This is a genomic window from Pseudomonas inefficax, from assembly GCF_032164165.1.
GTDB classification, from domain to species: Bacteria; Pseudomonadota; Gammaproteobacteria; order Pseudomonadales; family Pseudomonadaceae; genus Aquipseudomonas; species Aquipseudomonas inefficax.
On the sequence record NZ_CP134401.1, the window covers coordinates 1695599 to 1720636 of the forward strand.

Annotated in this window: 13 protein-coding genes, 2 tRNA genes and 3 rRNA genes; 3 read left to right on the forward strand and 15 right to left on the reverse strand. The window is 61.6% G+C overall.

What is annotated here, in order from left to right; genetic code table 11:
- Positions 1-140: 140 nt before the first annotated feature.
- Positions 141-416 carry a metal/formaldehyde-sensitive transcriptional repressor gene (locus RIN61_RS07615; RefSeq protein ID WP_112250100.1) on the reverse strand — a complete coding sequence of 92 codons (276 nt, stop codon included), beginning with the start codon at positions 414-416 and terminating at the stop codon, positions 141-143.
- 70 nt (positions 417-486) lie between these two features.
- Here RIN61_RS07615 and dmeF point away from each other — a divergent pair, with 70 nt between their 5' ends.
- On the forward strand, positions 487-1428 hold the full coding sequence (dmeF, locus tag RIN61_RS07620; protein ID WP_215520850.1) for a CDF family Co(II)/Ni(II) efflux transporter DmeF: 942 nt from the start codon (positions 487-489) through the stop codon (positions 1426-1428).
- Positions 1429-1524: 96 nt separating this feature from the next.
- Complete coding sequence (locus RIN61_RS07625) at positions 1525-1869, forward strand: cupin domain-containing protein (protein WP_003258412.1); 345 nt, start codon at positions 1525-1527, stop codon at positions 1867-1869.
- A gap of 206 nt (positions 1870-2075) precedes the next feature.
- Here RIN61_RS07625 and mmsB read toward each other — a convergent pair whose 3' ends face one another.
- Together mmsB and RIN61_RS07635 are read right to left on the reverse strand one after the other, a co-directional pair.
- Positions 2076-2963 carry a 3-hydroxyisobutyrate dehydrogenase gene (gene mmsB, locus RIN61_RS07630; RefSeq protein ID WP_112250096.1) on the reverse strand — a complete coding sequence of 296 codons (888 nt, stop codon included), beginning with the start codon at positions 2961-2963 and terminating at the stop codon, positions 2076-2078.
- Between the two features lie 28 nt (positions 2964-2991).
- Positions 2992-4518 (reverse strand): CoA-acylating methylmalonate-semialdehyde dehydrogenase, encoded by a 1527-nt coding sequence (locus tag RIN61_RS07635; protein ID WP_313856523.1) that lies wholly within the window; start codon positions 4516-4518, stop codon positions 2992-2994.
- Between the two features lie 132 nt (positions 4519-4650).
- Between RIN61_RS07635 and RIN61_RS07640 the strand changes: the two genes are divergently transcribed.
- Positions 4651-5601 (forward strand): LysR family transcriptional regulator, encoded by a 951-nt coding sequence (locus RIN61_RS07640; RefSeq protein WP_215520852.1) that lies wholly within the window; start codon positions 4651-4653, stop codon positions 5599-5601.
- Positions 5602-5757: 156 nt separating this feature from the next.
- On the opposite strand, the gene RIN61_RS07645 is transcribed toward RIN61_RS07640, so the two are convergent.
- The 12 genes from RIN61_RS07645 to RIN61_RS07700 all read right to left on the reverse strand — a co-directional run bounded on the left by RIN61_RS07645 (position 5758) and on the right by RIN61_RS07700 (position 24150).
- Positions 5758-6009, reverse strand: a complete 252-nt coding sequence (locus tag RIN61_RS07645; protein WP_112250090.1) for a DUF3077 domain-containing protein — start codon at positions 6007-6009, stop codon at positions 5758-5760.
- Positions 6010-6883: 874 nt separating this feature from the next.
- Entirely contained in the window at positions 6884-7375 is a 492-nt protein-coding gene (locus tag RIN61_RS07650; RefSeq protein WP_112250086.1) for an outer membrane lipoprotein YfiB, read from the reverse strand.
- A gap of 4 nt (positions 7376-7379) precedes the next feature.
- Complete coding sequence (locus RIN61_RS07655; protein ID WP_112250084.1) at positions 7380-8651, reverse strand: diguanylate cyclase DgcN/YfiN; 1272 nt, start codon at positions 8649-8651, stop codon at positions 7380-7382.
- A complete protein-coding gene (locus RIN61_RS07660; RefSeq protein WP_313856528.1) occupies positions 8648-9214 on the reverse strand; it encodes a regulatory sequestration protein YfiR in 567 nt (188 codons plus the stop codon). Before RIN61_RS07660 ends, RIN61_RS07655 begins: the two co-directional genes overlap by 4 nt.
- Before the next feature lie 232 nt (positions 9215-9446).
- Positions 9447-11522, reverse strand: coding sequence for an exodeoxyribonuclease V subunit alpha (recD, locus tag RIN61_RS07665; RefSeq protein ID WP_112250080.1), 2076 nt, complete (start codon positions 11520-11522; stop codon positions 9447-9449).
- Positions 11519-15196, reverse strand: a complete 3678-nt coding sequence (gene recB, locus RIN61_RS07670) for an exodeoxyribonuclease V subunit beta (RefSeq protein WP_207879396.1) — start codon at positions 15194-15196, stop codon at positions 11519-11521. The genes recD and recB overlap by 4 nt, the downstream gene beginning before the upstream one ends.
- Positions 15193-18675 (reverse strand): exodeoxyribonuclease V subunit gamma, encoded by a 3483-nt coding sequence (recC, locus tag RIN61_RS07675; protein WP_215520853.1) that lies wholly within the window; start codon positions 18673-18675, stop codon positions 15193-15195. The genes recB and recC overlap by 4 nt, the downstream gene beginning before the upstream one ends.
- Positions 18676-18955: 280 nt before the next feature.
- Positions 18956-19071, reverse strand: a 5S ribosomal RNA gene (rrf, locus tag RIN61_RS07680).
- Between the two features lie 144 nt (positions 19072-19215).
- Positions 19216-22108, reverse strand: a 23S ribosomal RNA gene (locus RIN61_RS07685).
- Positions 22109-22351: 243 nt separating this feature from the next.
- Positions 22352-22427: transfer RNA gene (locus RIN61_RS07690), tRNA-Ala, on the reverse strand.
- 24 nt (positions 22428-22451) lie between these two features.
- Positions 22452-22528, reverse strand: a tRNA-Ile gene (locus RIN61_RS07695).
- A gap of 85 nt (positions 22529-22613) precedes the next feature.
- A 16S ribosomal RNA gene (locus RIN61_RS07700) occupies positions 22614-24150 on the reverse strand.
- The 16S, 23S and 5S rRNA genes sit together here with 2 tRNA genes alongside, the layout of an rRNA operon.
- Between the last annotated feature and the right edge of the window lie 888 nt (positions 24151-25038).

Here is a 25038-nt window from a genome sequence, read left to right on the forward strand (position 1 = left end):
TTGTAGGAGCGGCCTTGTGTCGCGAACGGGCTGCGCAGCAGCCCCAGCAATATGTGCAGCGGGGCTGAGTTCCGGGGCCGCTTCGCGCCCCATCGCGACACAAGGCCGCTCCTACCTGGGATCGCGTCACTCCCGAGCAATCATTTGAGGTAAGACCGCAGCAACGACGCCACCTTGTCCGCCTCGTCCTGCCGCTCCTCGGCACTCAGCCCGTCCGCCACCAGGTGTTCGCGAATATGCCCTTCCATGACTTCGGCCATAAGCCCGTTCACCGCACCGCGCACGGCGGCGATCTGCTGCAGTATCGCCAGGCAGTCCTTGTCCTGCTCCAGCGCTGTCTCCAGGGCAGCCGCCTGGCCCTTGATCTTGCGCACCCGGGTCAGCAGCTGCTTCTTGCTCTTCAGGGTATGTGCCATTGGGTTTCACACCATGCTAGGTATACTGGGGTATAGTATATTTCTCGACGTTCCGGGAGCATGATAAACCATGGCGACACAAACCTCAGACCGCTGGCAGCACAGCCACCAGTTCCATACCAGCAACCTGGGCGCCGAGCGCAAGACGCGCCTGGCCGTGTGGCTGACCGCGGTGATGATGGTGGCGGAAATTACCGGGGGCTGGTTCTTCAATTCCATGGCATTGCTGGCCGACGGCTGGCACATGAGCTCCCATGCCCTGGCCTTGGGCCTGTCACTGCTGGCCTATGCCGCCGCGCGGCGTTATGCCGGCGACCGGCGCTTTGCCTTCGGCACCTGGAAGATCGAGATTCTCGGCGGCTACTCCAGCGCCCTGCTGTTGCTGGGCGTGGCCGGGCTGATGGCATTCCAGTCGGTGGAGCGCCTGCTGGCACCGGGGCCGATACACTATGACGAGGCGATATTCATCGCCGCCGTGGGCCTGGCCGTCAACCTGATCTGCGCCTGGCTGCTGCGTGATGATCATCACCATCATGATCATCACCACCATGGCCACGACGACCACCATGACCATGGCCACCATCATCACGACCTGAACCTGCGCTCGGCCTACCTGCATGTGATGGCCGACGCCGCGACCTCGGTGCTGGCGATCGTCGCCCTGCTGGCCGGCAAGTATTGGGGCGCCAGCTGGCTCGACCCGGTCATGGGCCTGGTAGGTGCGCTACTGGTGGCGCTGTGGGCCCGCGGCCTGCTGCGCGATACCGGCCGGGTGCTGCTGGATGCGGAGATGGATGCGCCGGTAGTGGAGGAAATCCGCGCGGTAGTCGCGCAGCTGCCGGTGCCGGCCAGCATCACCGACCTGCACGTATGGCGCGTGGGCAAGGACCAGTACGCTTGCATTCTCGGCCTGGCAACCCAGGGCGTACTCAGCGCCGACAGCGTGCGCCAGGCCCTGGGCGTGCACGACGAACTGGCGCACATCACCGTCGAGGTCAACCGCCTGGCATAGCGCGACCAGACAGCTGGACGTCGAGCCCAGGCAACTGCGGCTCGGCCAATGGCCCTATGGTGACGAGTCATTCAGCCAGTCACCAGGAGTTGTGCCATGTCCGATTTCATCACCGTCCTGCGCGAAACCTGCCCGACGCCGGTCGTGGACGCCACCAAGTGGAAGCGCATCGGCGGCGATCCGCACACCGTCAACCTCAACGCCTACCTGTCGGCCGACGGCAGCAAGATCATGGGCACCTGGATCTGCACCCCGGGCAAGTTCGAGGTCAACTACGAGAAGTGGGAGTTCTGCCACTTCCTCGATGGCTACTGCATCATCACCCCGGAAGGCGAAGAGCCGAAGCACCTGAAAGCGGGTGATGTGTTCGTGATCGAGCCGGGGATGAAAGGCACCTGGGAAGTGGTCGAGACTGTGCGCAAGTACTTTGTCTTCGCCTGATTCGTAAACTTTACCGGCCCTATCGCCGGCAAGCCGGGCTCCCACAGGTACTGCACTGCCCTCAAGCCTGGTGCAGTGCCTGTGGGAGCCCGGCTTGCCGGCGATAGGGCCGGGACAGGCAAAAAAAATCGCGGATCAGGCGCCCTTCCCTCTGGTGCGCAGTTACAGAGGGAAGGCCGCCTGGCCCGCGATGAAGTCCTCGCTCGTCAATCCTTCTTGCGGTAACCCTCGACAATCGCCGAGAAGTCCTTGCCACCCTCGCCGCGCAGGCTCATGGCCTGATACAGCTGCTGGGCCACGGCCCCCAGGATCACCGGTTGATGCGCCTGGCGTGCAGCCTCGGTGGCCAGCCCCAGGTCCTTGAGCATCAGCTCGGCGCCAAAGCCACCGGTATAGCCACGCGATGCCGGCGCGGTTTCGATGATGCCCGGCCACGGGTTGTAGGTGTCCGAGCTCCAGCAGCGCCCGGTCGAACTGTTGATGATGCCGGCCAGCACCTTGGTGTCGATGCCCAGCGCATTACCCAGGGCCATGGCCTCGGACACGCCGATCATCGAGATGCCCAGCAGCAGGTTGTTGCAGATCTTGGCGATCTGCCCCGTGCCGACTTCACCGCAGTGCACAATGTTGCGGCCCATCTGCTCCAGTACCGGTTTGAGAGTGGCGAACAGCTCGGTGCTGGCACCGACCATGAAGGTCAGGGTGCCTGCCGCTGCGCCGCCGGTGCCACCGGACACCGGCGCATCGCCCAGGTCCACGCCCTTGGCCGCTGCGGCCTTGGACACATCACGTGCAGTCTGCGGGTCGATGGTGCTGCAATCCACGGTTGGCGTGCCGGGGCGAATACCCGCCAGCACGCCATCTTCATTCAGGTACACGCTGCGCACATGGGCCGCAGCCGGCAGCATGGTGATCACCAGTTCGCTGTTGGCCGCCGCATCCTTTGGCGAAGGGCTGATCTGCCCGCCCAGTTCTGCCAGTTCGGCCAGCACGGCCTTGTTCAGGTCGAACAGGTTCAGTTGGTGCCCGGCCTTGATCAGGTTGCGGGCCATGGGTGCGCCCATGTTGCCTAGGCCGATGAATGCAATACGCATGACTGTCTCCTTAGCGCAGGCTGATGGCTTAGCGCAGGCTGATGGTGGTGTTCACACCGTCGTTGACGCTGTCGTCATCGAACCAGCGGGCGGTGACGGTCTTGGTCTGAGTGTAGAACTGCACCACCTGCTTGCCGTAAGGGCCGAGATCGCCGAGCTTGGAGCCACGCGAGCCGGTGAAGCTGAAGAACGGTACCGGGACCGGGATCGGAATGTTGATGCCGACCTGGCCGATGTCGATTTCGCTCTGGAACTTGCGCGCTGCCGCACCGCTTTGGGTGAACAGGCCGGTACCGTTGCCGAACGGGTTGGCGTTGACCAGGGCGATGGCCTCGTCAAGGGTTTCGACCTCCAGGGTCACCAGCACCGGGCCGAAGATTTCCTGGGTGTAGATCTGCATGTCGGTCTTCACCCCCGAGAACAGGGTCGGGCCGACGAAGTTGCCTTGCTCATAACCCGGTACCGTAACGTCACGGCCATCAAGTTCCAGCTTGGCGCCTTCCTTGATGCCGCTTTCGATCAGGCCCAGCACACGCTCCTTGGCGCGCTTGGAAACCACCGGGCCAACATCGGTGCCCGGCTCGCAACCGGCATTGACCTTGAGCTTGCTGGCCGCTTCCTTGATGTCTGGCAGCCATTCGCGGGCCTTGCCCACCAGCACCGCCACCGAGGTGGCCATGCAGCGCTGGCCTGCTGCGCCAAAGGCGGCACCGACCAGGGCGTTGACGGTTTGCGTGCGGTTGGCATCGGGCAGCACCACTGCATGGTTCTTGGCGCCCATCATCGACTGCACGCGCTTGCCGTGCTGGCTGCCCAGGTTGTACACGTGGGTGCCCACTTCGGTGGAGCCGACGAAGGAAATCGCCTTGATGTCCTGGTGGGTGCAAATGGCGTCCACCACCTGCTTGCCACCGTGCACCACGTTGAGCACGCCAGCCGGTACGCCGGCTTCCAGCGCCAGCTCGACCAGCAGCATGGTCGACAGTGGGTCCTGCTCGGACGGCTTGAGCACGAAGGTGTTGCCGCAGACGATGGCCATGGGGAACATCCACAGCGGGATCATTGCCGGGAAGTTGAACGGGGTAATGCCGGCGCACACGCCGATAGGCTGGCGCAGGGTGTAGGTATCGACGCCACCAGCGACGTTCTCGGCGAATTCGCCCATTTGCAGGGTGCCGATGGACGCGGCGTGCTCGACCACTTCCAGGCCACGGAAGATATCGCCCTCGGCGTCGGCCAGGGTCTTGCCCTGCTCGGCGCTGAGGACTTGGGCGATGCGTTTGGTGTGCTCGCGGATCAACGCCTGCAGCTTTAGCATGATGCGCATGCGCGCGCCGATCGGGGTGTTACGCCAGGTCTGGAAGGCGCGGTGGGCAGCGGCCACGGCCGCGTCGACTTCTTCGACAGTGGCGAACGGTACGCGCGCCAGCACCTCTTGGGTGGCTGGGTTGACGATGTCGCGCCATTCGGTGGTTCTGGACTCGACCCATTGGCCGTCGATCAGCAGTTTGACCTGTTCGATTTTGGTCTGGGCAGGGGATTGCGGTGCGTTCATCTGCGTTCTCCTTGGAATTATTGTCGGGACGAGATCGCCATTGCCGGGCAAACGCGAGGTGGCGTCCTGAGGCTTGTTTCGAGTATAGATGTGCAAACATCCAACAAGAACGCACAAAAAAACCGGATCATCATGCAAAAAGACCTCACATCCCTGAGCGCGCTCAACTGGGACGATTTGAAGTTCTTCCTCGAAGTGGCCCGTACCCGCAAGGCCAGCAGCGCCGCCAAGCGCCTGAGCGTGGACTACACCACCGTGTCGCGGCGCATCAGTTCACTGGAGGGTGCGCTGGGCACCTTGCTGTTCGAAAAGTCCCGGACCAACGGCTTTGTCCTCACCGCCGAGGGCCAGCGCCTGCTGGGTTATGCCGAGTCGATCGAGAGCACGCTGCACATGGCTTGTGAGCAGGTGTCCGGCTCGGGTGTGGCGTTGTCGGGGCATGTGCGCATGGGCTGCACCGAAGGTTTCGGCAGCTTCTTCGTCACCCCGCAGCTAAGCCACTTCGTCGATGCCTACCCGGCTATTTCGGTAGATATCCTGCCGCTGCCGCACTTCATCAGCCTGTCCAAGCGCGAGGCGGACATCGTCATTGCCCTTGAGCGGCCGGAGCATGGGCCTTATGTGTGCTGCAAACTGTGCGACTACCGTTTGCGGCTGTATGCGACCCAGGACTACCTGGACAGCCATGCGCCGATCAAGCAGATCGCTGACCTGGCCAGGCACCCGTTCATCAGCTACGTGGACGACCTGGCCTTCAGTTCGGAGCTGCTGTACCTGGCCAACCTGATCCCCAGCGCCAGCGCGCATTTGCGCAGTACCAGCGTGATTGCGCAATACACAGCGGCGTTGCAGGGGCGTGGGCTGGCGATCTTGCCGTGCTTCCTGGCAGCGCAGGACCCGCGGCTGGTGACGGTGTTGCCGGAGGAGATCGAGGTGACACGGCAGTTCTGGATGTATTGCCGGGAGGATTTGCGCAAATTGAAGCGGATTACGCTGTTGTGGGATTACATTCGCGGGGTGACGGAGGCGAATGCGCCGTTGTTGATGGGTGAGACCCGGGAGATGCGGTTTGCTCAGGAATGATGGGGCTGCTCCGCAGCCCATCGCCGGCAAGCCAGCTCCCACAGGTACAGCGTAATCTCGGAGCCAGCACAGTACCTGTGGGAGCGGGCGTGCCCGCGAACACCGGCGCAGCCGGTGCCGGTCACTGAGCAAGGGCCGCGTCGCGGCCCTATCCCTTCAGCTCATTCTTCTGGACATCCCTAGCTCCATATCGTCAATCAACGCTTTTGCCATCTCACTGAGAATTCGTGCAGCACTACCTGCAATCCGGTCATTCTCCATCTCTGCCTCACTCGTGAGGTGACGAATACAGCCAAGCAACACAGATAACTGCGTGAAGGCATGATTGAAGGGAACGTTTGGCTGCAAGCGGAACAGGTCAAAAGTTTCTATGCCCGCGGTCGAGGATTTCCTTGGATCATCGCTCATATCATTGCTCCTTGATGCGGGTGCTAGTGTGATCTGTCAAAGCGTGGATCGCTCGACACAGAAGGCGAATATTCATGCCCATAGCATCCTGCATAAGCCCAGGACCGCTATCGATTAGTACGGTAGTGGTGTGATCCACTGTCAGGATCAGGGCGCGGAGCAGTTGGTCACATTCTTCGATACCCGGAGGATCTAGAAGTAAGAGATTGGGTGGGTCGAGTTGGAGAAGGGCTGAGGCGGGTGGATCAGGTACGAGCTTTTTCATGATGGAGCTCCCTTGAACAGACCAGGAACTGCCGCCCTCTTCGTCTCAAGGATTTGGGTGGCAGTCGTGCACGGTTTGAGACCCGGGACACATGAATACCGGCCAGGCCGAAGCCTGCCCGCGCACGACCGCCATGAAGCGGTGCCAACACATGTAGTCCGGGGGTCTCAAGCCCGGTCACCTGGAAAGGCGACCCAAGGACGTTATCTCAGGAGGGCTTCCCCGCCTATGTGGCGGCTTCTGACTGGCGTGTAGGATAATTCGCCATGTGAGGTGAACTGAAGCAATTGGCTTCAGGTTCGGAAATTTCTTACAGGCAGATGGCCCTGGCGAGGGCTGCGCCCTCGATCGCAGGCAAGCCAGCTCCCACAAAGGTCTGCGCTGGATTCAAGGCATGCGCTGTACCTGTAGGAGCGGCCTTGTGTCGCGAAAGGGCTGCAGAGCAGCCCCGGCAATTGTGCATCTGCGCTGAAGCACCGGGGGTAACACAGATAATGTGGGAGCGGGTTTACCCGCGAAGTAGACAACTCGGTGCATGGCACCGGCTTCGCCGGTGTTCGCGGGTGAACCCGCTCCCACAGAGATTTTGGATAGCCCGTGAGCAGGTGGTCAGTAGGAAGCCACCACGATGGACACACGCCGGTTCTCGGTACGCCCGGCGCTGGTGCGGTTGTCCGCCACCGGCTGGCTACTGCCAAGGCCGCGGGACTGGATGTTCTGCGCCTGCATGCCCACCTCGACCAGCGCCTTGGCCACGCTCTGCGCCCGGCGCTCGGACAACTGCTGGTTATACGCCGCCTTGCCCGACGCGTCGGCATGCCCATCCACCCGCACGCCCTGGATGCCAACGCCGAGCAGCGCCTTGCCAATGCGCTCGACAATCGCCTGGCTCTGGCTGTTGAGGCTGTCCAGGTCGCTGCCGAACAACACCTTGCCGGACAAATCGTAGGCCCAGCCTTCATCGGTCGGGGTAAAGCCTTCGCGCTTGAGCACGGCAATCTGTTCGGCGGTCAGGCCTTTGGGCGGAGCGCTCTGGCAGCCGGTCAGCGCCAGCACGGCAAGCAACAAGGCCCAAAGGGGGAAACGCAAACGCTGTATCACGGGGTCAACTCCTGTTCTTGACTTCGCTGGCGGACCGCTCCGTCTGCGCCACTTGCCAATGGCCACGGCGCTTGCGCTTGGCCTGGTACATCGCCGCATCGGCGGCATTCAGAAGGCTGGCGGGGTCGGCGCCGTCATCAGGGTAATAGGCAATGCCGACACTCAACGAGGTGGCGATACTGCGGCCACTGTCGAGCTGCACCGGCAGCTTCATGCTGGCAACGATCTTCTCGGCAACGTGCTCGGCGTCCTGACGCGAATGCAACGGCGTCAGCAGCACTGCGAACTCGTCGCCACCCAGGCGCGCCACCAGATCGTGCTCGCGCAGTTGGGCACGCACGCGGTCGGCCACGCTGATCAGCACTTCGTCGCCCACCGCATGGCCGAGGGTGTCGTTGATCTGCTTGAAGTGGTCGCTGTCGAGGAACAGCAGCGCCAGGTGATCTTGCTGCCGTTCTGCATTGCGCACACTGCGGCTCAGGCGCCCCTCGAAGAAGGCGCGGTTGGGCAGGCCGGTCAGGCTGTCGTGGCTGGCCTGGTGCGCCAGGGTCTGGTTTTCGCTCTGCAGGTGGCTTTGCCACACCTCCAGTTCGTCCAGCAGGGCGTTGAAGTCATTGCCCAGTTCGTTGAGCTCGGCAATCGGCGCTTCCGGCACGCGCCGGTCGAAACTGCGCTCGCGGCGGGCGGCGTGGGCGACACTGGCCAGGCCACGCAGCGGGCGGACGATATCGCTGAGCAGACGCCGCGACAGGTATTGGGCAGCCAGAGCGCTGAGCACCGTGCAGAACAGGATGCCAGCCAGCCCGCTGAGCAGGAACAGCAACAGGCTACGGCCCTGGCCGACCAGTTCGATGCGCCCGACCTGCTGTTGCTGGTGCGTGATCGGCAGGTTGATTGGCTCATCCAGCAAGGCGGTGGCGACCTGGGCTTCCAGCCGCGCGAGCACGCCGGTATCGCTGCGCTGCCAATGCGCCAGTTGCTCGCCTTCGTTGTTGAAGACCTTGGCCTCGGCGACTTCCTCGGTACTGGCGATCAGCGCCAGCGATTCATTGGCCGCAGCGCTGTCGTCAAACACCACCGCCGCTTCCACGGTGTAGCTGATCGAGCGGGCGATCAGGTGCAGGTTGTCATTGGCGTAAACGCGCAGGGCGAGCACGCCCAGCAGGGTCAGGGATATGCCGGCCAGGCCCACAGCGAGCAAAGCGACGCTGAGGTGGCCACGGCCCAGCACCGAGCGCAGGGTCGGTCGCACGCCCCGTTTGCGGTTTGGTTTCATGGTTGCACCGCCCGCCGCCGCGACAACTGCAGCACGCTGGGGTGAATGCGTACGCCGGAGCGTGCCACCGAGTCGAGGTTGACTTCAAAGGCGACCTGCTGGTCGCTGACCCGCAAGCAGAACAGGCTGCCGACCGTGCACGGGTCGTCTGCCTCGCTGATGCTCAGCACCGGGTGGCCGCTGACGCGCTCGAACAACCGGTCGCGCTGGCCCTGGTCGAGCTTGCCGATGTAGATGGCGTCGCAGGCCTGGGCGACCTGGCTATCGTCTGCCAGCAGCCGCCGCACCTGCAGCGGCCGGCCGGACTCCTGCACATGGCCTTTGATCAGGTCATCGGCGTATTCGGTCGGGCCGACCAGGCACAGGCGCAACGGTGAGATTTCGACGGGCCAGCGGGCGTAGCTGAAGATGCCCAGCACCACCTGGGTGACGGCCTTGGCACGTTGCTGCGCCTGGACGGCAGTCATGGCGGAGTCTGCCTGGGCCGGGCCTGAGGAAAGGAACAGGGCGGCCAGCAATAGCGAAAGCGCACAGCTCGTCATTCGCCTTGCGGCCACTTTCATGTGGGGGATCTCTTGAGGCCCTTTCCGATATCGGCGCAACGATAGCACATGGCCGCATGCTTGTATGAAAGGCGCGGAGCCTGGAAGCACTTGCGTTCCCTGCAGGAGCGGCCTTGTGTCGCGAAAGGGCTGCAAAGCAGCCCCTTGATCTCTGCTGCGCTGCTGATATCTGGGGCCGCTTTGCGGCCCTTTCGCGACACAAGGCCGCTCCTACAGAGGAGTGCGCCCGGTGTCAGACCTGCTCCAGCATCAACCCGGAAATACGCCGTACCTTGCGCGCGACCGCTTCTTCGAAAATACCCTGGCGAGGCTCGACCAGGCTGAAGCAGTGCTTGGCGCGGGTAATGCCGGTGTATACCAGCTCCTTGGTCAGCACCGGGTTGAGCGCATCCGGCAGCACCAGCGCGGTGTGGCTGAACTCCGAGCCCTGGGACTTGTGCACGGTCATGGCGAATACCGTTTCCACTTCGTTCAGGCGGCTGGGCAGGACGAAGCGCACGCCGCCACTGCCGTCGTTACGCGGGAAGGCCACGCGCAGCAAGGGTTCGCCGCGCTCATCCGGCAGGCGCAGGGCGATGCCGATGTCACCGTTCATCAGGCCCAGGCCGTAGTCGTTGCGGGTCACCAGCACCGGGCGCCCTTCGTACCAGGGCTGCTGGCTGTCGATCAGCCCGGCATTGTGCAGCACCCGGGCCACCCGCTCGTTGAGGCCTTCGACACCCCAGGCGCCGCGGCGTACCGCACACAGCAACTGGAAGTCCTCGAAGCTGTGCAGCACCTTGCCCGCCCATTGCTCCCACGCGGGGTCGTCAATGGCGGTATCGAGGGCCGGGCGGAAGCGCCCAAGGGTGCGCAGGTAACTGCGGTAACCCTGCGGACCGTCGCTGCCGCGGTTGAGTCCGTCGAGCAGCAGGCGGTCGAAGGCGCGATCCTGTTCGTGCTTCAGGGCCAGGCTGTGCACATCGGGAGGCGGCGCGGCCAGCAGGTTGCGCGCCGCATGGGAATCCTGGCGGTTGACCAGCCGGGCCAGCTGGCCAATGCCGCTGCCTTCGCCGAAACGCCGCGAGAAACGCAGCATCACCACCTGCTGGGCCAGCGGGTTGCGCTGCTCATCGCCAGCCTTGAGGCCGCTGCCCGCCAGCGACTCGCCACCGGTCTGCTCCAGCCATGCCTCGGTAGCCGGCGAGTAACAGCCCTCCTCGGCATCCCGGCACAGGTCGCCCAATACCGCGCCGGCCTCGACCGAGGCAAGCTGGTCCTTGTCGCCCAGCAGTACCAGGCGTGCCCGTGGCGGCAGGGCATCGAGCAGGTTGGCCATCATTTCCAGGTCGATCATCGACGCTTCGTCGACCACCAGCACGTCCAACGGCAGCGGGTTGCCGGCATGGTGGCGGAAGTGCCGCGAACCAGGGCGGCTGCCGAGCAAGCGGTGTACCGTGCTGACCTCGGTGGGGATCTGACCGCGCACCTCGGGGCTGACCTGCAGGCGCTCGACCTGCTGGCCGATGGATTCGGTCAGGCGCGCGGCCGCCTTGCCGGTCGGCGCGGCCAGGCGAATGCGCAGTGGCCTGCCCTGCTCCACCGCCGGCGCCTGCAGCAAGGCCAGCAGGCGGACCACGGTAGTCGTCTTACCGGTGCCGGGGCCGCCGGTGATGATGCTGAAACCGGCGCGGGTGGCCAGTGCACAGGCGAGCTTCTGCCAGTCCACCTGGCCAGCCGGCGCACCACCGTCGAACAGCTGCGCCAGACGGCCAGGCAGGTCGCCCGGCGGCGCTTCGACCTGGGACAGGCGCTGGCGTAGGGTATGGTCGATGCGCCGCTCGTAACTCCAGTAACGGCGCAGGTACAGGCGCTCGCCGCTGAGCACCAGAGGCCGCGCTTGCTGGCCCGGGGTATCACCGGCCGCCACCAGCGGGCTGGCGGCAATGCGCTGGCGCCAAGTGTGCAGGTCGAGGTTGGCCAGCAACTGCGAAGGCAGCAGCAAGGGGCCGGTCAAGGCATCGCCTTCAGGTGGCAACGACAGGGCGAAATCGGGCTCGGCCAGGGTTTGCTGCAGGTCGAGGCAGACATGGCCGTGGCCCAGTTGATGGCTGGCCAGGGCGGCGGCCAGCAACAACAGGGGGTCGCTACCGGGGGCTCGCTCTTCCAGGAAAGATACGAACGCACGGTCCAGGGCACGCAGCCAGCCTCGCTCCACCCAGCGGTCGAGCAGTTGCAGCAGGTCGCCGCTGTCATGCTGTGGCGCCAGTGCGAGCAGGTGCTCGGCGTGCAGCGGGGTGGGCAACAGGTCGACGAGGCTCCGGCTCATATCACGGCTCCAGCAAACAGGTCCTGCTGTACGGGCGGGTGCTCGCCACGGAACAGCGCATCGAGGCTTTCGATCAGCTCACGCGGTGGCTTGGCGTGGTAAACGCCGTGGCCGCTACTGCTGGCGCCTCGCAGGAAGATGAACAGGGCGCCGCCGACATGGCGGTCGTAGTCGTAGTCAGGCAGGCGGGCGCGCAACTGGCGATGCAGGGCCAGCAGGTACAGCACGTACTGCAGGTCGTAGCGATGTTCGAGGATGGCCTTTTCCATGGCCAGGGCATCGTAGGCCTGGATATCCGGCCCCAGCCAGTTGGATTTGTAGTCGGTCACGTAGTAACGCCCGTCCAGCTCGAAGGCCAGGTCGATGAAACCCTTGAACATGCCATTGAGCAAGGTCGGCTGTGCCGCCGGCCGCGCCAGGCCGCGGTGGGTGTGACGTACCACCAGGCGGTCGAGCTGTTCGGCATCGACCTGATGGCTGGCGAACCAGAACTCCATTTCGATCTGGTAGTGGCGCAACTGCCCGAGCGTCACGCCAAGGTCGCTGCCCGGTAACGGCAACGCTTCGCCCAGCAGGCGCTGCAGCCATTGGGTCAGGGTGGAGATCCAGCCGGTCCAGTCGCGACGATTGCAGCGCTGGCCAACGGTTCGCTCGATCAGCTGTGTATTGCTGCTGACCTGGCTGAAGCCCTCGCGGCCAACCCATTCCAGCAAGCCATGCAGAAAGGTGCCGGGGTTTGGCCCGCGCGGGAAGCGGTGGATGTCGCCACTGTCGGCCGGGACCTCGCGCAGCACCTGAGTATCGACCACTTCATCATCCAGTAACTGTTGGGCCTGGGAGCTGTCGGCACCGAGGGTCTGGTCGCCGACGCGCAGGGCACTGTACGAGGCAATCCACCAATGCTCGGCGCCCGCTGCGCGGCGCGGCTTGCGGGCAGGCAGCAGCTCACGCTCGGCGTGCGGCATGCGATACACCTGCTCATCTGCCGGCGGCAGGCCCGGGCAGCTGATGTGCGGGCACGTTGCAGCCAAGGCCTGCAACCAGTCCGTCAGTTGTTGCGAGCTCGGCAGGGCGAGGCCACCTCCCAGCAGGTAGCCGAACGCAGAGCGGTGCAGTTGCGAGCTCTTCTGGTTGCCCCGCTTGAGGTCGGCGACACCCAGCCAGCAGGCATGCTGGGCACGGGTCAGGGCCACATAGAGCAGGCGCAAGTCTTCGGCCAGGCGCTCATCGTCGGCGCGCTCGATCTGTTCCTGGTCTGGGGTGAGGGTGAGATGGGCGTTGCCCTGGCTATCATGCCAGGCCAGCGGCAGGCGGCTGCCGTCCACCGGTTTGCTGGTGCAGATGAACGGCAGGTAGACCAAGGGGTATTCCAGGCCCTTGGACTTGTGAATGGTCACCACCTTTACCAGTTGCTCATCACTCTCCAGCCGCAGTATCTGCTCTTCACCAGCCTGGCCGGAACGGGCCAGATGTTCGGCCAGGTGGCGGATCAGCGCCTGTTCGCCGTCCAGTTCACCAGCGGCCTGCTGCAACAGTTCGGCCAGGTGCAGCAGGTTGGTCAGCACCCGCTCGCCATCGCTGCGGCGGATCAGGGTACGCGGCAACTGGAAGTCATGCAGCAGGTGCCGAAGCATCGGCAGCACGCCCTGGCGCTGCCAAGTGTCGCGGTAACGGCGAAAGCGCATGACCCAGTCTTCCCAGACCCGCTCGTCCTGGTTCAGGCGGTCCAGCGCAGCCAGCGACAAATCGAGGGTGAGGCTGGCCAGGGCGGCCTTGAGCAGGCGCTCCGAATCGGGCTCGGCGCAGGCTTTGAGCCAGGCCAACAGGTCGTGGGCCTCCTGGGCGGCGAATACCGAGTCCTTGTCGGACAGATACACACTACGCACCTCGCGCGCGGCCAGTTCGGCGCGGATCATTTGCGCTTCATGGCCATCGCGCACCAGGATGGCGATGTCCGATGGCAGGCACGGGCGCAGTTCGCCCTCGGCATTCTGAAAACCCGCCGTGCCCTGTTGGCCACCATTGAGCAAGGCGACGATATGGCTGGCGCAACTGGCTGCCAGCTGCTGGCGGTATACGCTGCCGGAGACCGGCTCTTCGCTTTGCAGTTGCCAGCACTGCAGGGCTGCGCAAGCTTCACCATCGATCAACAGCTGCTCGCCACGGCCTTTGGCGCGCACCTCGATGAACGGCAGCGGGTTGTCATCGGCCTCGCGGAACAGGAATGCGCCGCGCCCTGCCTCCCGCGCCTCGGCCTGCAGGAACACCTGGTTGACCGCCGCGACCATGGCTTTGCTGGAGCGGTAGTTGGTGCCAAGGCTGTGCAGGCGACCACTGGTGGCACGGCGGGCGGCGAGGTAGGTGTAGATGTCGGCACCACGGAAGGCATAGATCGCCTGCTTGGGGTCGCCGATCATGAACAGGCCGGTTTCGGCGCGGTTTTCACTGATCTGGTAGATGCGCTCGAAGATGCCGTACTGCACCGGGTCGGTGTCCTGGAACTCGTCGATCAACGCCACCGGAAACTGCTCGCGGATCAGGCTGGCCAGGCGCTCTCCGGCCTCGCTGGCCAAGGCGTGCTGCAGGCGCAGGAGCATGTCGTCGAAACCCATTTCCGCGCGCCGACGCTTCTCCACTTCGAAGCGTGCCGATACCCAGTTGGCGGCATGCTCAAGCAACGAGGCATCCGGGCTGTCCAGAGCCTGCAACTGTTGCTGCAAGCTCTGCATGGCGTCGAGGGCCGGGTGCTCGGGTGGTGCGCCCTTCCAGGCTTCGGCCATACCCGCCGGAGTCAGGCGGGTGAAGCCGGTGCCCAGATCGAGTTCCGCCAGTTGGTCGTCCGCGGCCCAGGCGCAGAGCTTGTCGAACCAGGGTTCGAAGTAACGGGCCTGCATCTTGCGGCCATCGACCTGTTTGGCGGCCAGCGCATCCCGGCAGATCTGCCGCAGTTCTTCGGCCCATTGCGCCCAAGGCGCCTTGAGCCGGGCCAGCTGCTCGCCACGCTGCTGCAGCGATGCCTTGATCAGTGCCGCAGGCTCTGGCCCGTCCTGCTGCGCGCGCACGCGACCGAACAGCGGGCGTATCCGCGGCAGCAAGGCATCGGGGCTGCCCCAGTGGGCGCGCACCCAGGCCAGCGCATCACCTTGCATGCCATAGCAGAAGCGTCGCCAGTAATCGCGCATGACCTGGCCCAACAACTCGCTGTGGTCGGTTTCCAGGGTCTGGGTGAACAGGCTGCCGCTGTCGAAGGCATGTTCGCGCAGCATGCGCTGGCACCAGCCGTGGATGGTCGATACCGCAGCCTCGTCCATCCACTGCACGGCGATTTCCAGGCGCCCGGCACAGCGTGGCCAGGCTTCTTCCGGGTAGTCGTCACGCAGCTGGTGCAGCAGCGGGTCCGCCGCCTCCAGCTCGCCACGGAAGAACCGCGCAGCTTCGGCCAGGCGGGCACGGATACGTTCGCGCAGCTCTTTGGTGGCGGCGTCGGTGAAGGTCACCACGAGGATCTGCGGTGGCAGCAGTTCGCGATCGAAACCCTGCTCGCCGCCGTGACCGAGGATCAGGCGCAGGTAAAGCGCCGAAATGGTGAAAGTCTTGCCCGTGCCGGCGCTGGCCTCGATCAGCTGGCTGCCATGCAGGGGGAAACTCAGTGCCAGGGGACGGTCCTGGGTCATGCGCCTTTCTCCGGGTTGCCCAGGGCCTGCCACGGGGCGTTGAACAATGGGCGGTACAAGGCTTCGCACCAACCTTCGAAGGTTTCATCAGCGGTGAGAGCGGCGAAATCGCGATACTGTCGGGCCAGGGCGATGCTTTCACTGCGCTCGCCGAAGCTGGTGCGCTCGTCACCTTCGTACGCGCGGGCTGCAGCAGCCAGGGCTTTGTCGCTATCGTCCTGGGCCAGCCAGGCGAACGCAGTCTTGGCCGCGACCGGCAATGGCGCATTCATCGCCGCCTGGCGGGCTACCAGCAGGTCGCCCAGCAACTGCGCCGCCTGCGCTTGCGGCAGTGGCGCGAGCAGCAGGGTCAGGTCGCTGGCCACCAGTGCGCTGTTGTAGGGGTAGCCCGCCGCGCAGGCCGCCAGGTGCGTGACCCAGGGCGCGATCAGGCGGTGCCACTTGAGGGCGTTACGCCCGGCACTGATGGTGTTGGGGACCGTGGTTATGCTGAGCAGGCTCTGGTCATCTGCCTGGAACACCCGCCCAAGCCAGCCTTCGAGGCAGTGCGAGCCGTGCTCGAAATGCACAGGCAATGCCCCCTCGACCAGCTGTGGCCAGCGTTGCAACAACTGGCGGTGGCGTTGCAGCAGGTCTGGCAGGGGTTCGATCAGCTCGCGCTGCAGCAGCTCGCCGAAGCCGGCCAGGGGCAGCACGCCGCAGGCCTGCAAGCGCCGGGCCTGGGCCTGCAGGGCCTGTTCGGCATTGTCCGGCTCGGCCAGCGCTGCACCCAGCAGGCTTTCACTGGCGCCGTACCGTTGCAGCGTATCGAGGACGAAGGGTTCCTCGTCCGGGGTCGGTGCTGCCAGCGCTTCGAAGTACACCTTCAGGCGCTGACTGAAGAAGTGCCGCACAGGGTGGCGCAGGAAATCACTCAACTGGGCCAGGCTCAAAGCCTCATCAGCATGATAAGGCGGCAGGCCGGGGTCACCCTGCTCCTCTTCGTGGCCTTGCTGGTGCAGTACCTGCCATTCGTGAGCAAAGCTGAACAGCGGGCTGTCTTTCTGGAAGTAACGTGGGCTGAAAGGTTGCAGCGGATGCTCCTGGGTCAGTGCGTGCAGCAGTTGCTCGCCCGGCTCTGCTGGCTGCCCCGGCTCCACAGTTGCCAGCTGCCAGCCGGCGGCAAGGTGGTCGCGCAACTGGCCGATCAGGACCGAGGCCGGGCGTTCGCTGTTGTCGCGGATGCTGCGCCCGACCCAGCTGACATACAGCTGGTCGCGGGCCGATAACAGCGCTTCGAGCAGCAGGTAGCGGTCATCCTCACGGCGCGAGCGGTCACCAGGGCGGTAGTCGCTGGCCATCAGGTCGAAGTCCAGCGGCTGCTGGGCGCGGGGATAATCGCCGTCGTTCATGCCCAGAAGGCAGACCACCCGGAACGGGATGGCGCGCATCGGCATGAGGGTACAGAAGTTGACCGAGCCGGCGAGGAAGCGCTGGGACAACTTGCCCTGGTCGAGGCCCGAGAGCCAGGCTTCGCGCACTACGGTCAGCGGCAATGGGTCTTGCAGACCGACGGCTTCGCACACTTCAAGCCAGCTGTCACGCAGATCCTGCAGCTGCATCAGCAGGAACTCGTCGCGCTCGCCTTCGGCCAGGAAAAACACTTGCAGCAAGGCATGCAGCCGCTCGCCCCACTGGCTGACAGTGGCAGGCTCGGACAAGGCCTGGCTGGCTACTTCGAGGGCGTCGAGCAATGCGACCAGCGGGCCGATCAGTGCCGCATCCAGGCCACCGATTTCATCGTAGGGTTCGATGCCGTCACAGGCCTCGCCCACGCCTACGGCATAACCCAGCAGCATGCGCCGCAGGCCGAACCGCCAGCTGTTCTGTTCCAGCCCTGCGGGCAGGCCCAAGCTGGCCCGCTGCTCGGCATTGAGGCCCCAGCGGATGCCGGCCCCCTCGATCCAGCGGTGCAAGGTGGGCAGGTCGTTTTCACGAATGCCGAAACGGGCGCGGACTGCCGGCACGTCCAGCAGGTCGAGCACTTCGCTGACCGCGAAGCGGCTGTCCGGCAGTTTGAGCAGGTGCTCGAGAGCAATCAGCAAAGGTTCGCGGCCACGCTGGCCCTGGTCGGCCAGGGTGAACGGGATGTAGCGCGGATCGTTGCGCTGCAACTGGCCGAATACGGCGCGAATATGCGGCGCGTAGGTATCGATGGCCGGCAGCATGACGATCACATCACGTGGGCGCAGGGTTGGGTCGGCGCTGAACCGGGCCAGCAGCTGGTCGTGAAGGATCTCCACTTCACGTTGCGGGCTGTGGGCGATGTGGAAGCGGATCGAGCGGTCCTTCGCCGGCTCGACTGGTTGCCAACGCTCGCGGGTTTCGGCGAGCGGGCGCAGCTCGAGGATGTCGTCCTGCAACTGGCTGAGCAGCGTGGTGGGCGAGCCGTCACTGAACAGGTCAATGCGGCCGTCGCTGAATACGCCCTGGTAACTGCCAGGGTCATCGTAGCTGTCGAGGAGGTTGATGTAGTCGCGGCCTTGTTTACCCCAGGCAGCCAGCAAGGGGTGGGCATGCTGGTGCAGCGACTGGTCGTCCAGCTGCAAGGGCATGCCCTGCTTGCGTTGCTGGCGCTTGTACTGGTGGCGCAGCAGGTCCTTGTCGGCAACGATATCGGCCCAGTGGTGGCGGCAGGGGTTGTGCACACATAGCAGCACCTGGCTGAAGCGTGCCAGGCCCGCCAGTGCCTCAAGGGCCTGGGCTGGCAGCGAGGATATGCCAAATATGATCACCCGGGCCGGCAGACCGGCAGGTGCCTGCTCCAGGCTGTTGATCCGTTCGATGAAACGCTGATGTACCCCGGCGCGGCTTTGCTCCATGCCTTGCTCGCCAACATCATCCAGCAATGCACGCCACAGTTCGGCCTGCCAGCGGTTGCCCGCGGGCAGCGCCTTGCGCTCGCCGCGGGCGGTATTGAGGATATGCTCGCCAGCGGCCCAATCCTTGAGCCAGTCGGCGCGGTAGACCTGATACTGGTCGAACAGGTCGGCCAGGCGCTCGGCGAGCTGGTAGCGCTTGCGCAGGTCGCTGTCGTCGGTGAGGAAGCGCCGCAGCGGCTCGAAATGCGGGCGTTCGATCAGAGCCGGAAGCAGGCGCATCAGGCGCCAGGTCAGCGGTGCCTTGTCGAGCAGGGAGACTTCGGGAATTTCGTCGCGGCCCAGCACGCTGCGGTACAGCTGCCACATGAAGCTGCCTGGCAGTTGCACGTCGATGGCCGCAGCGATGCCGCAGCCGCCCTGGTCATCGTCCCGAGGGTCTTCGGCAAGGGCCAGCTTGAGCCATTGAGCGATGCCATTGCTTTGCACCAGGGCGATTTCGTTTTCCAGGGGCGCCAGGGGATAACGACGCATCCAGCTCACCACCAGGCTGCGCAGGTCGTCGAGGCGGTTGCCGTGGACGATCATGAAGCCGGGGTGGAGGTGAGTGGTGTTGGGCATCGGGAGGTCTCTGGCAGGCACTGGTGGCTGAGGGGGAACGATATCATGCGAATGCCTGAAAGGGCCGAGTGCCATCAGGCTGACGCGATTCCTGACTATTGCTGCGACTCCTGGGAGCGGCTTTAGCCGCGAAGCAGGCAGCGCGGTGGATGGCACCGGCTTTGCCGGTGTTCGCGGGTGAACCCGCTCCCACAGAGAAGGGTTGTGCAGGCCCCGAACTTTTGGGCCAGAAAGACAAAACCCCTACCTGCATGCGCAGATAGGGGTTTTGCGAAATGAATCTTGACGATGACCTACTCTCACATGGGGAAACCCCACACTACCATCGGCGATGCATCGTTTCACTGCTGAGTTCGGGATGGGATCAGGTGGTTCCAATGCTCTATGGTCGTCAAGAAATTCTGTTGCCAGAATGTCCAGATGGACAGCCCAGCGAATTCGGATATGCGATATTTGTGGTGCTTTTGTGAGCAGTGCGAACTTTCGGTTCGTTTCGTCTTCACCACCGCAATCTGCGTCAGCAAATTGCTTGGGTGTTATATGGTCAAGCCTCACGGGCAATTAGTATTGGTTAGCTCAACGCCTCACAGCGCTTACACACCCAACCTATCAACGTCGTAGTCTTCGACGGCCCTTCAGGGGATTCAAGATCCCAGTGAGATCTCATCTTGAGGCAAGTTTCCCGCTTAGATGCTTTCAGCGGTTATCTCTTCCGAACATAGCTACCCGGCAATGCCACTGGCGTGACAACCGGAACACCAGAGGTTCGTCCACTCCGGTCCTCTCGTACTAGGAGCAGCCCCTCTCAAATCTCAAACGTCCACGGCAGATAGGGACCGAACTGTCTCACGACGTTCTAAACCCAGCTCGCGTACCACTTTAAATGGCGAACAGCCATACCCTTGGGACCGGCTTCAGCCCCAGGATGTGATGAGCCGACATCGAGGTGCCAAACACCGCCGTCGATATGAACTCTTGGGCGGTATCAGCCTGTTATCCCCGGAGTACCTTTTATCCGTTGAGCGATGGCCCTTCCATACAGAACCACCGGATCACTAAGACCTACTTTCGTACCTGCTCGACGTGTTTGTCTCGCAGTCAAGCGCGCTTTTGCCTTTATACTCTACGACCGATTTCCGACCGGTCTGAGCGCACCTTCGTACTCCTCCGTTACTCTTTGGGAGGAGACCGCCCCAGTCAAACTACCCACCATACACTGTCCTCGATCCGGATAACGGACCTGAGTTAGAACCTCAAAGTTGCCAGGGTGGTATTTCAAGGATGGCTCCATGAGAACTGGCGTCCCCACTTCAAAGCCTCCCACCTATCCTACACAAGCAAATTCAAAGTCCAGTGCAAAGCTATAGTAAAGGTTCACGGGGTCTTTCCGTCTAGCCGCGGATACACTGCATCTTCACAGCGATTTCAATTTCACTGAGTCTCGGGTGGAGACAGCGCCGCCATCGTTACGCCATTCGTGCAGGTCGGAACTTACCCGACAAGGAATTTCGCTACCTTAGGACCGTTATAGTTACGGCCGCCGTTTACCGGGGCTTCGATCAAGAGCTTCGCTTGCGCTAACCCCATCAATTAACCTTCCGGCACCGGGCAGGCGTCACACCCTATACGTCCACTTTCGTGTTTGCAGAGTGCTGTGTTTTTAATAAACAGTCGCAGCGGCCTGGTATCTTCGACCGGCATGGGCTTACGGAGCAAGTCCTTCACCCTCGCCGGCGCACCTTCTCCCGAAGTTACGGTGCCATTTTGCCTAGTTCCTTCACCCGAGTTCTCTCAAGCGCCTTGGTATTCTCTACCTAACCACCTGTGTCGGTTTGGGGTACGGTTCCCAGTTATCTGAAGCTTAGGAGCTTTTCTTGGAAGCATGGTATCAACCACTTCGTCGCCTAAAGGCAACTCGTCATCAGCTCTCGGCCTTGAAATCCCGGATTTGCCTAAGATTTCAGCCTACCACCTTAAACCTGGACAACCAACGCCAGGCTGGCCTAACCTTCTCCGTCCCTCCATCGCAATAACTGGAAGTACAGGAATATTAACCTGTTTTCCATCGACTACGCTTTTCAGCCTCGCCTTAGGGACCGACTAACCCTGCGTCGATTAACGTTGCGCAGGAAACCTTGGTCTTTCGGCGTGCGAGTTTTTCACTCGCATTGTCGTTACTCATGTCAGCATTCGCACTTCTGATACCTCCAGCAAGCTTCTCAACTCACCTTCACAGGCTTACAGAACGCTCCTCTACCGCGTCATCGTAAGATGACACCCGTAGCTTCGGTGCATGGTTTGAGCCCCGTTACATCTTCCGCGCAGGCCGACTCGACTAGTGAGCTATTACGCTTTCTTTAAAGGGTGGCTGCTTCTAAGCCAACCTCCTAGCTGTCTAAGCCTTCCCACATCGTTTCCCACTTAACCATGACTTTGGGACCTTAGCTGACGGTCTGGGTTGTTTCCCTTTTCACGACGGACGTTAGCACCCGCCGTGTGTCTCCCATGCTCGGCACTTCCAGGTATTCGGAGTTTGCATCGGTTTGGTAAGTCGGGATGACCCCCTAGCCGAAACAGTGCTCTACCCCCTGGAGTGATACATGAGGCGCTACCTAAATAGCTTTCGAGGAGAACCAGCTATCTCCGAGCTTGATTAGCCTTTCACTCCGATCCACAGGTCATCCGCTAACTTTTCAACGGTAGTCGGTTCGGTCCTCCAGTCAGTGTTACCTAACCTTCAACCTGCCCATGGATAGATCGCCCGGTTTCGGGTCTATACCCAGCGACTAAACGCCCTATTAAGACTCGCTTTCGCTACGCCTCCCCTATTCGGTTAAGCTCGCCACTGAATATAAGTCGCTGACCCATTATACAAAAGGTACGCAGTCACCTAACAAAGTAGGCTCCCACTGCTTGTACGCATACGGTTTCAGGTTCTATTTCACTCCCCTCTCCGGGGTTCTTTTCGCCTTTCCCTCACGGTACTGGTTCACTATCGGTCAGTCAGTAGTATTTAGCCTTGGAGGATGGTCCCCCCATATTCAGACAAAGTTTCTCGTGCTCCGTCCTACTCGATTTCATTGACAAGAGATTTTCGTGTACGGGGCTATCACCCACTATGGCCGCACTTTCCAGAGCGTTCCACTAATCTCAAATCAACTTAAGGGCTGGTCCCCGTTCGCTCGCCACTACTAAGGGAATCTCGGTTGATTTCTTTTCCTCAGGGTACTTAGATGTTTCAGTTCCCCTGGTTCGCTTCTTGCACCTATGTATTCAGTACAAGATACTCAGCTTGTGCTGAGTGGGTTCCCCCATTCAGAGATCTCTGGATCACAGTCTGTTTGCCGACTCCCCAAAGCTTATCGCAGGCTACCACGTCTTTCATCGCCTCTGACTGCCAAGGCATCCACCGTATGCGCTTCTTCACTTGACCATATAACCCCAAGCAATCTGGTTATACTGTGAAGACGACATTCGCCGAAAATTCGCATGTTGCTCTTTCGAGCAGAACTCACAAATTTTACCTTAGCCTGATTAACCAGCAGTGAAACTGGCTATCAGTCTATATCTATCACATATCCGAATTTTTAAAGAACGATCTGACAAAAGTCAGAAATCAACATTCGATCTGAATGCTCATTTCTAAGTTCTGACAAGTTACTGTGTACTGCGGAAGTGGTGGAGCCAAGCGGGATCGAACCGCTGACCTCCTGCGTGCAAGGCAGGCGCTCTCCCAGCTGAGCTATGGCCCCGTATTCTACGGCTGAACCATGTAATGGTAGGTCTGGGCAGATTTGAACTGCCGACCTCACCCTTATCAGGGGTGCGCTCTAACCAACTGAGCTACAGACCTATAACAGGGTCGCGTTACAGCATCGTCTTTTACAATGAATCAAGCAATTCGTGTGGGAGCTCATCAGCAGGCTGATGTCGTCGATTAAGGAGGTGATCCAGCCGCAGGTTCCCCTACGGCTACCTTGTTACGACTTCACCCCAGTCATGAATCACACCGTGGTAACCGTCCTCCCGAAGGTTAGACTAGCTACTTCTGGTGCAACCCACTCCCATGGTGTGACGGGCGGTGTGTACAAGGCCCGGGAACGTATTCACCGCGACATTCTGATTCGCGATTACTAGCGATTCCGACTTCACGCAGTCGAGTTGCAGACTGCGATCCGGACTACGATCGGTTTTGTGAGATTAGCTCCACCTCGCGGCTTGGCAACCCTCTGTACCGACCATTGTAGCACGTGTGTAGCCCAGGCCGTAAGGGCCATGATGACTTGACGTCATCCCCACCTTCCTCCGGTTTGTCACCGGCAGTCTCCTTAGAGTGCCCACCATAATGTGCTGGTAACTAAGGACAAGGGTTGCGCTCGTTACGGGACTTAACCCAACATCTCACGACACGAGCTGACGACAGCCATGCAGCACCTGTGTCAGAGCTCCCGAAGGCACCAATCCATCTCTGGAAAGTTCTCTGCATGTCAAGGCCTGGTAAGGTTCTTCGCGTTGCTTCGAATTAAACCACATGCTCCACCGCTTGTGCGGGCCCCCGTCAATTCATTTGAGTTTTAACCTTGCGGCCGTACTCCCCAGGCGGTCAACTTAATGCGTTAGCTGCGCCACTAAAATCTCAAGGATTCCAACGGCTAGTTGACATCGTTTACGGCGTGGACTACCAGGGTATCTAATCCTGTTTGCTCCCCACGCTTTCGCACCTCAGTGTCAGTATCAGTCCAGGTGGTCGCCTTCGCCACTGGTGTTCCTTCCTATATCTACGCATTTCACCGCTACACAGGAAATTCCACCACCCTCTACCGTACTCTAGCTCGCCAGTTTTGGATGCAGTTCCCAGGTTGAGCCCGGGGCTTTCACATCCAACTTAACGAACCACCTACGCGCGCTTTACGCCCAGTAATTCCGATTAACGCTTGCACCCTCTGTATTACCGCGGCTGCTGGCACAGAGTTAGCCGGTGCTTATTCTGTCGGTAACGTCAAAACAGCAAGGTATTAGCTTACTGCCCTTCCTCCCAACTTAAAGTGCTTTACAATCCGAAGACCTTCTTCACACACGCGGCATGGCTGGATCAGGCTTTCGCCCATTGTCCAATATTCCCCACTGCTGCCTCCCGTAGGAGTCTGGACCGTGTCTCAGTTCCAGTGTGACTGATCATCCTCTCAGACCAGTTACGGATCGTCGCCTTGGTGAGCCATTACCCCACCAACTAGCTAATCCGACCTAGGCTCATCTGATAGCGCAAGGCCCGAAGGTCCCCTGCTTTCTCCCGTAGGACGTATGCGGTATTAGCGTTCCTTTCGAAACGTTGTCCCCCACTACCAGGCAGATTCCTAGGCATTACTCACCCGTCCGCCGCTGAATCAAGGAGCAAGCTCCCGTCATCCGCTCGACTTGCATGTGTTAGGCCTGCCGCCAGCGTTCAATCTGAGCCATGATCAAACTCTTCAGTTCAATACTGCTTGGGTTTTTAAGAAACCCTAAACTTGGCTCAGCAATCTCAAATGACTATGTGATTTCTCGCATGGCCACTTGTGATGCTGATAATCTTTGTGACTATCAGTCCGTACTCACAAGCACCCACACGAATTGCTTGATTCGATTTGTTAAAGAGCGTTTGGTTAAGAGCTTTTCGTCTCAACCGAGGCGCGCATTCTACGCTTTCCTCATTTGCTGTCAAGCGTTTATTTTGAAGTTTTTTGCGAGAAACTCGTTTAGCTTCAAACACTTGACTCGCCGCGATCTCTCGTAGCGGGAGGCGAATCATACAGCGTTTAAAAGCGCTGTCAACCATCATCTCAACCGCTGTCGATCAGTTGATCGTAGCGCTTTCAGCTTCTTCTTAACTACTTAACCCATTGATGAACAAGGAGTTTTTCGTTCCGATGTCGCTGGAAGTGGGGCGCATTATAAGGGGATTCGGAGGGGCGTCAACCTTTAATTTCATTTATTTGAAATGTTCCAGGCGAAGACCTTATCAAGGTCATTAAGTGCTCGCCACAATACCTTCAGCGCCTGTGAGATCGAGCGCCGCCCGCGCGGCGCTTCGCGGGGCAAGCCCGCTCCCACATTTGTTGCAACGTGGCCATGCCTGTGAGGGCATGGTTGTCAGCCTTGTTGGCATGGCTGGATCTCGGGGGTGGGCATTGATGCCGCCCCACCTGCCTCAAGACGAGCACCAAGGCGGGCAACCATGGCCTGGCAGGTTCGGCACGTTGCAACAAATGTGGGAGCGGGCTTGCCCCGCGATGCGCCGCGCGGGCGGCGCCCGATCTCACAGGCGCCAGAAAACTCAAGCCAGGCACATCTCAAAGCCAATACTATCCCAAGACAGGCACCTAG

Bases quoted from the DNA above. Each gene is read 5' to 3' on its own strand.
- RIN61_RS07660 (WP_313856528.1), bottom strand. From the start codon at position 9,214: ATGAAAGTGGCCGCAAGGCGAATGACGAGCTGTGCGCTTTCGCTATTG.
- RIN61_RS07655 (WP_112250084.1), bottom strand. From the start codon at position 8,651: ATGAAACCAAACCGCAAACGGGGCGTGCGACCGACCCTGCGCTCGGTG.
- RIN61_RS07635 (WP_313856523.1), bottom strand. From the start codon at position 4,518: ATGAACGCACCGCAATCCCCTGCCCAGACCAAAATCGAACAGGTCAAA.
- dmeF (WP_215520850.1), top strand. From the start codon at position 487: ATGGCGACACAAACCTCAGACCGCTGGCAGCACAGCCACCAGTTCCAT.
- recD (WP_112250080.1), bottom strand. From the start codon at position 11,522: ATGAGCCGGAGCCTCGTCGACCTGTTGCCCACCCCGCTGCACGCCGAG.
- RIN61_RS07645 (WP_112250090.1), bottom strand. From the start codon at position 6,009: ATGAGCGATGATCCAAGGAAATCCTCGACCGCGGGCATAGAAACTTTT.
- mmsB (WP_112250096.1), bottom strand. From the start codon at position 2,963: ATGCGTATTGCATTCATCGGCCTAGGCAACATGGGCGCACCCATGGCC.
- recB (WP_207879396.1), bottom strand. From the start codon at position 15,196: ATGACCCAGGACCGTCCCCTGGCACTGAGTTTCCCCCTGCATGGCAGC.
- RIN61_RS07625 (WP_003258412.1), top strand. From the start codon at position 1,525: ATGTCCGATTTCATCACCGTCCTGCGCGAAACCTGCCCGACGCCGGTC.
- RIN61_RS07615 (WP_112250100.1), bottom strand. From the start codon at position 416: ATGGCACATACCCTGAAGAGCAAGAAGCAGCTGCTGACCCGGGTGCGC.
- RIN61_RS07640 (WP_215520852.1), top strand. From the start codon at position 4,651: ATGCAAAAAGACCTCACATCCCTGAGCGCGCTCAACTGGGACGATTTG.
- recC (WP_215520853.1), bottom strand. From the start codon at position 18,675: ATGCCCAACACCACTCACCTCCACCCCGGCTTCATGATCGTCCACGGC.